Origin of the sequence: Bacillus sp. USDA818B3_A (assembly GCF_009928415.1) — a bacterium.
Taxonomy (GTDB): Bacteria; Bacillota; Bacilli; order Bacillales; family Cytobacillaceae; genus Neobacillus.
The window spans coordinates 34,981-47,247 of sequence record NZ_JAABNN010000011.1 but is presented as its reverse complement, the minus strand read 5'-3'; the positions used below and the strand labels follow the sequence as shown (position 1 = coordinate 47,247).

Below are 12,267 nucleotides of genomic sequence, written 5' to 3'. Positions count from 1 at the left end.
CATAATGGAAAAAACAATTTTGAAAACAAAAACTTTGCCACTAAACAAGGTTAAAATTAATGATCCATTCTGGTCTTATTACATTAACTTAGTTAGGGATGTAGTTGTTCCTTATCAATGGGATGCCCTTAATGACCGAATTTCGGATGCAGAACCAAGCAGCGCGATAAAAAATTTCAAAATTGCTGCAGGAGAAGAAAAGGGAGAATTCCATGGGATGGTCTTCCAGGATAGTGATGTGGCTAAATGGCTTGAAGCTGTTGGATACCTGCTTTCGATGGAAAGAGACGAAGAGCTTGAAAAAATCGCCGATGGAATAATTGATATTATTGCAAAAGCCCAATTAGAGGATGGATACTTAAACACGTACTATACATTAAAAGAGCCAGGAAAACGGTGGACGGATCTTAGTGAATGTCATGAGTTATATTGTGCTGGCCATATGATTGAGGCAGCAGTCGCTTATTACCGAGCAACAGGAAAAAGAAAAATACTGGATGTGGTCATTAAATTTGCTGACCATATAAATGATGTCTTTGGTACTGAACCCGGGAAACTTCGAGGTTATGACGGCCATCAAGAAATTGAATTAGCACTGATCAAACTATACGAAGTCACCTCAAACGAAAAATATTTGCGTTTAAGCCAATATTTCCTAGAGGAGAGAGGGAGAAAGCCGCATTTTTATGATGAAGAGTTCGAGAAAAGAGGCGGCACCCATCATTGGCCAGATTCTTGGATGATCAAAAATAAAGAGTACAGCCAGGCCCATCAGCCGGTTAGTGAACAAGAAAAGGCTGTTGGCCATGCCGTCCGTTTTGTTTATATGTGTACGGGAATGGCCCATTTGGCTGCAGAAACTGGTAATCGGGAAATGTATGAGGCTAGTAAAAGACTTTGGAATAATATGGTTTCAAAGAACATGTATATCACTGGTGGAATTGGTTCGCAAAGTCATGGAGAAGCCTTTTCAACTGATTATGATCTTCCAAATGATACGGTATATGCGGAGACTTGCGCTTCTATCGGGTTAATCTTCTTTGCACAAAGAATGTTGCAGGTAGAACCAAATAGTCAGTATGCCGATGTAATGGAAAGAGCTCTGTATAATACAGTATTAGCTGGAATGGGCCACGACGGGAAAAGCTTTTTCTATGTGAATCCGCTTGAAGTTAATCCTCATGCCTGCGAATCAAATCATATTTACCACCATGTAAAACCTACCCGTCAAAGATGGTTTGGCTGTGCCTGCTGCCCGCCGAACGTTGCTAGGCTGCTTGCTTCCCTGGGGCAGTATGTTTATACCGTTCGTGAAAATAGAGTTTACACCCATTTATATATTAGTGGTCAAGCAGAAATTGAGCTGGACGGTAATCAAAGTCTAATTTTGGAACAAAAAACCAACTATCCGTGGAGCGGCAATATTCAATTTACCATTAAATCGGAACTAGAATCTGATTTTACTCTTGCATTACGTATCCCGGATTGGTGTGAGAACGCAGAAATCTCCATAAATGGTGAACTTCGCTCACTATCCGGACTCATTGTCGACGGATATGCAATGGTAAAAGGATCCTGGAAAGCAGGTGATCGGATCAATTTAGTTCTTTCTATGCCGGTGATACGAATGAAAGGACATCCGCTTGTCCGCCATACTGCTGGAAAAGTCGCCATCCAAAGAGGGCCGCTAGTCTATTGCTTAGAAGAAGCAGACAATGGTTCAAATCTGCATCAACTTTTACTATCTTCAGATGGAAGGCTTGAAGTGGAAGAGGATGAAAACCTGCTTGGCGGGGTGAGGGTGATTACTGGAGAGGCATTAAAACGGAAAACAGAAAACTGGGGTGATGCTTTGTATAGACCTAACGTGAAAATGGAAACGCAATCACTTCCCGTTAAGTTTATTCCTTATTTTGCTTGGGCCAATCGTGGATTAGGGGAAATGCAAGTATGGGTTAATGAAAAATAAACATTCTAGGAGCTAGACCTTTGAAGGGCTTTTCCTTCAAGGTCTTTCTATTTAGTATAGAGTCTTCAATTATAAAAATAACTTTATTGCTACCACACTTTATTATTAAAAAAGGAGTTTGTGATAATTATGTATCGGCAAGAGTATCCACGACCCCAACTTATTAGAAAAGATTGGCTAAATTTAAATGGTGAATGGGATTTTCATTATGATGACGAAAATGTCGGCCTTAGAGAAAAATGGTATAAGAGAGACAAAGAGTTTGCATTAAGTATTACTGTCCCTTTCGTCTATCAATCTGAAATGAGTGGAATTAATGAAAACACCTTTCATGATTGGGTTTGGTATAGGCGTGAATTCGAAGTACCAAAAGATATGGAAGGTAAACAAATTATCCTGCATTTTGGTGCAGTAGATTACAGAGCCTCGATTTATGTAAACGAGCATTTTGTTGGTTCCCATGAAGGGGGACATGTCTCATTTTCATTTGATATAACCGACTATTTACAAGGTGGAAAAGAACTGCTTGTGGTGAGGGTTGAAGACCCTAGTACAGATGAAACCATACCTAGAGGTAAGCAGTATTGGTTAGAAGATTCTGCCGGAATCTGGTATACACGTTCAACAGGCATATGGCAAACCATTTGGTTGGAAGCAGTAAACAGTACTTTTGTAAAAAAGTTAAAGTTTACACCAGATATTGACCGTGGTGATATTCAGATTGAATATGAAATTGCCGGTGACTTTTCAAATAAAACGCTCGAATTAGAAATTACTTATCATGGAGAGGTTGTCGCAAGACAATTAATGACCATCCAAGATTCCTATTCTAGATGTTGTCTAAATTTATATAATCGAAAGATATTTAGAACGGATTTTCATGATAGAGGATGGAATTGGTCACCGGAGGCTCCTAATCTTTTTGATGTGGTCATTCGGCTAAAAGAAAATGAAAAAGTAGAAGATGAAGTGACTTCCTATTTTGGAATGAGGAAAATTCATACTGAAAATGGGATGGTCTACTTAAATAATAAACCCTATTATCAAAAACTAGTATTGGATCAAGGTTATTGGCCACAGGGATTATTGACCGCACCTTCAGACCTCGACTATAAAAAGGATATTGAGCTTGCTAAGAAAATGGGATTCAATGGATGTAGAAAACATCAAAAGGTGGAAGATCCACGTTTTCTATATTGGGCCGATCAATTAGGCTTTCTTGTCTGGGGAGAGTGTGCATCAGCTCCTTCATTTAGTGAAGATGCAGTGGGGCGATTAACAAGAGAATGGATGGAAATCATTGAACGGGACTTTAACCATCCATCTATCGTAACGTGGGTTCCAATAAATGAAAGCTGGGGTGTCCCGCATATCTGCAATAATGTTCAGCAAAAGCATCACTCTGCAGCTATGTACCACCTAATCCATTCGTTAGATACCACACGGTTGGTTATATCAAATGATGGATGGGAATTAACTGTAACCGACATTTGCGGTATCCATAATTATAACCATGGACATGAAAAGGAAGTTGAAAAATACAACCACTTTAAAAAGTCACTTTCAACAAAAGAGGAACTTCTACATTCGCTTCCTGCGGGAAGAAAAATATATACAGAAGGTTTCTCACATCAAGGAGAACCGATACTATTAACTGAGTTTGGCGGTATTGGGTATAAGGCGGGGACAGAATCTGGCTGGGGGTATACATCAGTTTCTAATGAAAATGAACTTATTAATGATTATAAGCGTGTAATGGAGGCTGTTTTTTCCTCCAATGCTTTACATGGCTTCTGTTATACTCAATTAACGGATGTTGAACAGGAGATTAATGGTCTTCTTACTTATGATCGAAAACCAAAATGTGATTTGGAAGAAATAAAGAAAGTAAATCAAATGTGGCATGTTGAAACAATCAACCCATTTTAATTTTTTTTACCATCTTTGATATCTAAAAAAACTCACCAAAATTTTGGTGAGTTTTTTTGCTCTATTAAGCCGTTTAGAAATCCTAATCAGAAATAAATTTAATCGCGTATACGTTTATTCCCTATTCAACGGTATACGATGATAGGCTTGGCGATATTCTGTTGGAGTAACTTTTTCGTACTTTTTAAAGAGCCGCATAAAATATCTTTCGTCATTAATCCCGATTAAATGGGATATTCTTCCGATACTCATATTTGTACTAATGAGCAATTCTTTAGCTTTTGATAGTTTAAGAATATGGATATATTCTTGTACGTTCATGCCGGTACTAGTTTTAAAAAAACGAGATAAATAATCCCTATTATAATTAAAAGTTTTTGCAATAGAGCTAGTTGAAATAGTATGATCCAATGCATTAACACGAATCCATTCTAATATTTTTACAAGTTTTCTATCTGAATACGAGCTTTTTAACGGGTCTTGAAAGTTTGTAATGGTTTGTTCGGATAATTCAATAAGTAAAGAGGTGGTGAGATAACTGGCTGCATAACGATTAAAGTAGTTTGCGTGTGCTACATCAAGTATTTGATTACATAATATATTGATTCGATCAATTCGCTTGGGAGTTGAATAGATAGGTAATAAAATAGAATGATTTGATTCCTTGGTATACGGATTAGATTGAAGAAGTCTAGCTTGGTTACCCATGGTAATCTCATCCATTTTGGTTATATCGTCCGGCAAAAGGACATGAAACCAATAGAAGGAAAGTCCTGCCTCGCATTCCTTATAGCCTAAGTGAAGCTGATTTGGCAGCACAAATAAAACATCACCTGGTTTAACCTCATATTCTATACCGTTACACTCTATATATAGTATTTGATCTATACCTATAATAATTTCACAAAGCGGCATCGTTCGTTTCATATGAGTAAAAGGTTCAGTTGAAATTAATTTACCACCTAGAACAAAATCAATAGGGGAGCTTACATTCATTCTCAAATATTCTCTCATAGATATCGCCTCTAAATCCGAAGAATACTATTATATTTTATCTTTACTTATTACAATAACATAATTATTAATTATTATATAGTCAATATTGTCCACCAAATATACCTTGTTGGTTACTGACAGTATCAAGAGCCAATGGTATTCTTAAATCAATAAATGTAAGTGTTTACAACACAGATGGGAACGGAAGGAATAAAAGACAAAGAGAATAATAGGGAGGGAGTATAATTTGATGCCTCTAATCCATTGCTAGGTGTTTCTAAAATATGCAATGAAGCAGGGGCTGATTTTCAAAAAGCGCCATTTTATCATTTAATTGATATTTTTTCTTGATTCACTTTAGTCAGGAAAGTCCATTTCTTTTGATCTTCTTTTGAAGAGCATTACTCCGGGACGCTCGTTTTGAAAGGGTTACCAGTAAATGTAGAGATCTTTGTTCAGGCAGTAATAGTTTTATGGTGAATTCTACACAAAAACATAAAGATTGTTTCTATAAATCATTGAATAGGAGAAATCAGTATGAAAAAGAAAAAGGTTTTAAGTAGTTTTCTAGCATTATCTTTATCTGCTTCGGTACTAGCAGCTTGTTCTAACGATTCAGCATCTAGTGACGGAAAGAACAGCGGCGGAACAACAAAAGATGGCAAAGTTCAATTAACAGCACTTATTACAAAACATCCTTTAACTCAAGATCTTAAAAAAATGAAATGGTTAGAAGAAGTGGAGAAAAAAGCAGGTGTTGAAATTAAATGGCAAGAGGTTACCGCCGACTGGGATCAGAAAAAGGGTGCACTGCTTGCAAGCGGTGATGTTCCAGACTTGATTATTGGACCAAACGCGATTACGGATGCGGATTATGTACAATACAACGGTTTATTTGAGGACCTGTCAGATGATCTTGATAAGAGTTTGCCAAATGTAAAAAAGATGTTTGAAGCCAAACCAGAAACCCAGGCAATTGCCACACAGCTTGACGGGAAAATTTATGGATTGCCTAAATACCAAAGATTCTGGCCTGCAACAGCCACAAGACAATTCATCAATCAAAAATGGTTAGATAATTTAGGCCTAAAACAGCCAACAAATTGGGATGAATTATATGATGTTTTAGTAGCTTTTAAAGAAAAGGATGCAAATGGCAACGGAGATCCTAATGACGAAATCCCAATGGACTTTTCTCCAACTGGAACAGGTGGATTTGGATTCTTCCAGCCGACCGTTCTTTTGGGAAGCACCGGAATTACTTTAGGTGAAGGCAGCGGCCAGGGCTATTATGTTGAAGATGGTAAAGTCAAAAATTTCTTCACCGACGAACGTTATAAAGATTTTGTTAAGTTCTTAAATAAGTCTTATAAAGCTGGGTTAATCAGTAAAGAAGTATTTACTCAGGATTATACTAAATACCAATCAGTTGCCCGCGGCAGTGGCGATCTAGCAAAAGTTGGTTATACCTATGGCTGGGAATTAACTGATAGATTCGGAAACCAGCTGGCTCCACAATATACAACATTGGCTCCATTAAAGCAGTCTGCTGACTCAACTGCAAAGCAATCCTGGACCTATGATTATAACGTTCTAAACTATAATGTAAATACAGTATCACTTTCCGCGCAGAGTCAAAATAAAGAAGCTGCGATGAAATTTATCAATGAATTGTATGATCCAAAAGTAAGTATGCAAATCCTGTTTGGTTCAATCGGAGAAAATATTGCGGATAACGGAGACGGCAGCTACAAAGTGTTACCTCCAACCGACTCGAAGATGGACCCAGGTACATGGAAATGGACCTCAACATGGGCAGATAATGGTCCTATGTATATTGCGGATGATTTAAAGCTTGAGCTTGGTACAGATATGCAATCAGTCGACAAACAAACTGAACCGCTGATGGGTGCAATCGATGCGATTGATAAAGAAAATGATATTTTCCCTGGCATGTTTATTAAATACAGTAAAGAGGATAACTCGAAACTAGCCTTAAACAATACGAATCTTATGAATTTGGCTATGCCTAAATTCTCACAGTGGATCACAAAAGGTGGAATCGATAAAGAATGGAATGCCTATGTGAAAAATGTGGAGAAAACAGGCTTACCTGAAAACATTAAGATTATGCAAAAATATTATGACGATTACAAGAAAAACCAGAAATAATAACTGCCAGAAGGATGCTATACCATATGAAAATGGTATAGCATCTTCCTTAAAATAAAGGAGGGAATGTTTTGTGGCCTTTATAAACGCTGAAACGAAAAAAATAAATGATAATTTATCAGGTATCCCTAGTGTAAAAACAAAGAAATCAACCATCTTTAACACATTTAAACGTGACTACCAGTTGTGGCTCATGATTTTACCTGCTGTTATCGTTATTGTTATTTTTAATTACATACCAATGTATGGCATTCAGCTTGCCTTCCGGGAATTTGATTTTACGAAAGGGCTTGCGGGAGGAGAATGGGTAGGTCTCAAGTATTTTGATCAATTTATTCACAACTATATGTTTAAAGACTTAATGGTAAATACAGTGACCATTAGTTTAGCAACGATTATTTTAGGATTTCCGGCCCCAATTATTATGGCACTGGTTATTAATCAGGTGTTCGGGAAGCGGTGGAAGAAAACTCTGCAGACCACCGTTTATTTGCCGCACTTCATCTCTATGGTAGTAATGGTAGGTTTATTGAACGTCTTATTGTCACCGGAAACAGGGGTTGTTGGTCACTTAATGAAGGCAATAGGATTAGGAGATATCAACTTACTAGCTTCAGAGAATACCTTTGTTCCCGTATATGTACTATCAGATATCTGGCAGCATGCCGGATGGAATAGCATCATTTATTTAGCCGCACTTGCAAGTGTCGATCCGCAGCTGTATGATTCAGCGAAAATAGATGGGGCGAGCAGATGGCAAACGATCAGGTATGTAGATTTACCGGCGATTGTTCCTACGATGATTATCCTCTTCATTCTTAGTATGGGTGGTATCTTAAATACTGGATTTGAAAAAATCTTCTTAATGCAAAACCCGTTGAATCTTCCAGTATCTGAAGTTATTGCCACATATGTCTATAAGATCGGTATTATTTCTAGTCAATTCAGCTACTCTGCTGCCATTGGTTTATTTAATACACTGATTAATTTTGTATTCTTACTGGCTATGAATACAATCGCAAAGAGATTTTCAAATATTAGTTTGTGGTAATGGAGCTTTTTATGTAAGGAGGGAAAGTCATGGCGCTTTTTAATAAAAAGGGAAAATCAACATCCGATATCATTTTCGATTGTATGATTTTTGTATTTTGTGTGTTTATCTTTTTAATCGTCGCTTATCCATTGTACTTTGTCGTAATTGCCTCGGTTAGTGACTCTACTCTTGTATCAACAGGTAAAGTTCTTCTTTACCCTAAAGGTTTTAGTCTATTCGGATACACAGAGATTTTTAAAGATACAAGAATTTGGGTAGGCTATAAAAATACGATTATTTACACACTTTTAGGTACCTTTGTAAATTTGTTGTTTACCTTACCTGCAGCCTATGTGTTATCAAGACAAGAATTTAAGGCTAGACGACTTTTAATGTTTGTGTTTGTCTTTACGATGTTCTTTAACGGTGGATTAATTCCTACTTATCTATTAATGAAAGACTTAAACTTAACTAATAGTATGTGGGTGTTTATTATCCCGTTCTCCGTGAATGTGTTCAATCTAATTATTACACGGACATTCTTTGAAAGTTCGCTGCCAAAAGAATTGTTTGAAGCCGCTCAAATGGATGGCTGTACCCATTTTCAATTTTTCGGTAAAGTAGCCCTTCCTTTATCCAAAGCGGTTATCTCTGTTGTAGGGCTTTATTACTTAGTAGGGCACTGGAATGACTTCTTTACAGGACTCATTTATATTCGTGACTATAGTTTGCAGCCATTGCAAATCGTTTTAAGAGATATCCTTATCTCGAACCAAGTATTTGCACAAGGAGCCGGTTCAGGTGGAGCTGCAGGCGGATATGCACAAAAATATGCCGACCAAATTAAATATGGAGTTATCATTGTGTCAACATTGCCTATCTTACTAGTTTATCCATTCATCCAGAAATACTTTGAAAAGGGTGTCATGATTGGTTCTGTAAAAGGATGATCCTTTCAAGCAACTGTATAAAATTAACTGACAGTGCTAACTGTTGGTCGTAAGTATAGCTATCGATGATATCGGTAGCTATAAAAATATAATGAACTGAAAAATTAGAGGTCTCTCATTTTAATAAAACTACTTAACTTCTACCCAATCTACAAAAGGAGAATACATAATGGAAAACGTTAGACTATTAGAAGGTATATTTAAAGACTCACAAGAAAAAGGCAAGGAGTACTTGATTTACTTAGACGTTGATCGGCTAGTGGCACCTTGTTATGAAGCCGCTTCACAAACACCTAAAAAGCCTCGATACGGCGGCTGGGAATCTACCCCGATTGCTGGACATTCCATTGGCCATTGGCTGTCAGCTGCTGCAACTATGTATACTGTCACAAAAGATGAGGAATTAAAACAAAAGATTGATTATGCCGTCAACGAATTGGCCTATGTACAGAGCCTTGATGACAGTGGATATGTGAGCGGTTTTACCCGCACTTATTTTGATAAAGTTTTTACAGGGGAATTTGAAGTAGAGAATTTCAGTCTGGCTGGCGGCTGGGTGCCTTGGTACAGCATTCATAAAATCTATGCGGGACTGATTGATGTTTATAACTTAACGGGGAATGAGAAGGCATTGGAGGTTGTTACCAAGCTCGCAGACTGGGCAAAGAAAGGGACAGATAACCTCAATGATGAGCAGTTTCAAAAAATGCTGATTTGTGAACATGGCGGTATGAACGAAGCAATGGCGGACCTCTATACGATTACTAAAAATGAGGATTATTTAAAACTTGCGATTAGATTTTGCCACCAAGCGATCTTGGAGCCTCTTTCAAAAGATGTGGACGAATTAGAGGGGAAACATGCCAATACACAAATTCCAAAGGTAATTGGTGCTGCAAAGCTATACGAGATTACGGGAAATGAAGATTACAAAAATACGGCGGCTTTCTTCTGGAATGAAGTAACTAAAAATCGTTCCTATATTATCGGCGGCAATAGTATTGGCGAGCATTTTGGGCCAATTAATAAGGAAACACTAGGGATTACTACAGCAGAGACGTGTAATACCTACAATATGTTGAAATTAACGGAGCACTTATTCCAATGGAGTCCTAACAGTGAATATATGGATTACTATGAAAAGGCGCTTTACAATCATATCTTGGCATCCCAGGACCCGGATTCAGGTATGAAGACGTATTTTGTGTCTACCCAGCCAGGCCATTTTAAAATCTATTGTTCACATGATAACTCTTTCTGGTGCTGCACAGGGACAGGAATGGAAAATCCTGCCCGTTATACAAGAAATATTTTCTATAATGACCAGGACGAATTATTTGTTAATTTATTTATTGCTTCAGAAATCGAAATCAAAGATAGGAAAATAAAACTTAAACAAGAAACGGATTTTCCAAGATCGAATCATGTGCGGGTATCTTTTGAAGAAGCAAAAGAAACATTCCTAAATGTCCATGTCCGAGTTCCATATTGGGTGAATGGCGACATCACCGTCTTGGTGAATGGTGTTAAAGTAGAGACATTTGCTAATAATGGTTACCTTGTGATCGGAAGAAATTGGAGTGCAGGGGATACGATTGAATTTACACTTCCTATTGGCCTTCATACTTATACTGCTAAAGATAATCCAGCGAAAGTTGGAATTATGTACGGACCGGTAGTATTAGCCGGAGCACTGGGCAGAGAAAACTTCCCGGAAACCGATATCTTGGAAGACCACCTAAAATTAAATAACTATCCATTAATTGATGTGCCAAGCCTTGTGGCAGACAAAGAAAATTTGACTGACTGGATCAAACCTGTGGAGGGCGAGCCTTTAACGTTTGAAACTAAAGAAATCGGCCAGCCTGGGAATCGAAAAGTTAGCCTTATTCCGTTTTACAATCTGCATCACCAGCGTTACACCTTATATTGGAATCTAATGAATGAAGAAGCCTATAAAACGTTTGTAGATAAAGAGAAAGAGGAACTTGAAAGACTAAGGGCGATTACGGTTGACGTTGTCCAACCAGGTGAACAGCAGCCGGAAATTGAGCATAGTGTACAAAGCAGTAACTCTAACACCGGATACTTTAACGTTGTAGAAAGATCATGGCGTGACAGCCGGGGAGAAGGATTTTTTAGTTATCAAATGCAAGTGTATCCTGAAAAACAAATGTATCTGCTGGTAACTTATTTTGGTGGCGATAAGACACTGTTTGCGGATGGAAAAAGATATGACCGCGATTTTCAAATTCTAGTTGATGGGCAAATGATTGCCACTCAAAAACTGGAAGGGACCAACCCTGATGATCTTATTGATGTGTGTTATGAAATTCCACTCATACTAACAGAAGGAAAACAAAAGGTTGAAGTTAAGTTTCAATCTGGCGAAGGAAAGGCTGCAGGCGGGATCTATGGTATTAGGATCGTAAATACATCTTTGTCTTAAGTGGATGCAGTAAGTAAGAACTACACTTCTTTTTAGATTGTCGCAGGAGAATCAATATAATCACTGAGAAACTTTAATAGAATTGGGTGGTAGACTTGAATATATTAGATACTAGATTTTACGCGGTGGTTGATCGACTTTCCAATCTTTTTATACTAAATATCTTCTGGATTCTTTCTTGCCTTCCCATTGTTACCATTGTACCTGCAACAACGGCCATGTTCAGTGTTGTCAGGCAATGGCAGCTCCATCAGGATACGAGTGTAGTTAGAAATTACTTCCTATACTTTAAAGAAAACTTTAAACAAAGCTTTATCATAGGGATAATCTGGACAGTTATTTCAGTATTATTGTATTTTAACCTTTTTTACTTGAATCAAGACCAATCTGGGGCGAAGTACATTATGTTGTTGCCTTTAATATTAGTAAGCTTATTATTTACGGGAACAACTGCTTATTTGTTTGCGGTCCTATCCCATTACAAAGTTACCTGGATCCATGCCATAAAAAGTTCATTTCTGATGGCGATTGCAAATTTTCCAATCACTCTAGCTATTCTAGGGGTGTTTGCCGTACTTGCAGCCGTACTGATATACCTTCCTGCATTTACATTAATTTTATTTAGTATTGGGGCATATATTAATTTTTCCCTCTGTAACCGGGTTTTTCAAAAATTAGCCTAAATGTTCTTTTTATTTGCATTATCAGTACAGTTTAGTAAAATTTAAAAATAAAGGAATGGTGGGATAGAATAGCTTAGGAACGATAA

General features: G+C 37.5%; 8 protein-coding genes. 7 read left to right on the top strand and 1 reads right to left on the bottom strand.

What is annotated here, in order from left to right:
• The first annotated feature begins 4 nt into the window (after positions 1-4).
• Positions 5-1,969, top strand: coding sequence for a glycoside hydrolase family 127 protein (locus GXK58_RS17165; protein WP_160724392.1), 1,965 nt, complete (start codon positions 5-7; stop codon positions 1,967-1,969).
• Between the two features lie 129 nt (positions 1,970-2,098).
• Positions 2,099-3,898, top strand: a complete 1,800-nt coding sequence (locus GXK58_RS17160) for a glycoside hydrolase family 2 protein (RefSeq protein WP_160724391.1) — start codon at positions 2,099-2,101, stop codon at positions 3,896-3,898.
• 114 nt (positions 3,899-4,012) lie between these two features.
• Here the strand turns inward: GXK58_RS17160 and GXK58_RS17155 are convergent, their stop codons facing one another.
• Positions 4,013-4,912, bottom strand: a complete 900-nt coding sequence (locus GXK58_RS17155; protein WP_160724390.1) for an AraC family transcriptional regulator — start codon at positions 4,910-4,912, stop codon at positions 4,013-4,015.
• 519 nt (positions 4,913-5,431) lie between these two features.
• Between GXK58_RS17155 and GXK58_RS17150 the strand changes: the two genes are divergently transcribed.
• From GXK58_RS17150 to GXK58_RS17130, 5 genes are all read left to right on the top strand, one after another.
• On the top strand, positions 5,432-7,066 hold the full coding sequence (locus tag GXK58_RS17150) for an extracellular solute-binding protein (RefSeq protein WP_160724389.1): 1,635 nt from the start codon (positions 5,432-5,434) through the stop codon (positions 7,064-7,066).
• 193 nt (positions 7,067-7,259) lie between these two features.
• Entirely contained in the window at positions 7,260-8,117 is an 858-nt protein-coding gene (locus GXK58_RS17145; protein WP_160724452.1) for an ABC transporter permease, read from the top strand.
• 83 nt (positions 8,118-8,200) lie between these two features.
• The gene (locus GXK58_RS17140) at positions 8,201-9,049 is read left to right on the top strand and encodes a carbohydrate ABC transporter permease (RefSeq protein WP_442862484.1); all 849 of its coding nucleotides are present in this window, start codon (positions 8,201-8,203) and stop codon (positions 9,047-9,049) included.
• A gap of 169 nt (positions 9,050-9,218) precedes the next feature.
• Positions 9,219-11,498 (top strand): glycoside hydrolase family 127 protein, encoded by a 2,280-nt coding sequence (locus tag GXK58_RS17135; RefSeq protein ID WP_160724387.1) that lies wholly within the window; start codon positions 9,219-9,221, stop codon positions 11,496-11,498.
• Between the two features lie 95 nt (positions 11,499-11,593).
• Positions 11,594-12,181, top strand: coding sequence for a YesL family protein (locus GXK58_RS17130; protein WP_160724386.1), 588 nt, complete (start codon positions 11,594-11,596; stop codon positions 12,179-12,181).
• Positions 12,182-12,267 lie beyond the last annotated feature (86 nt).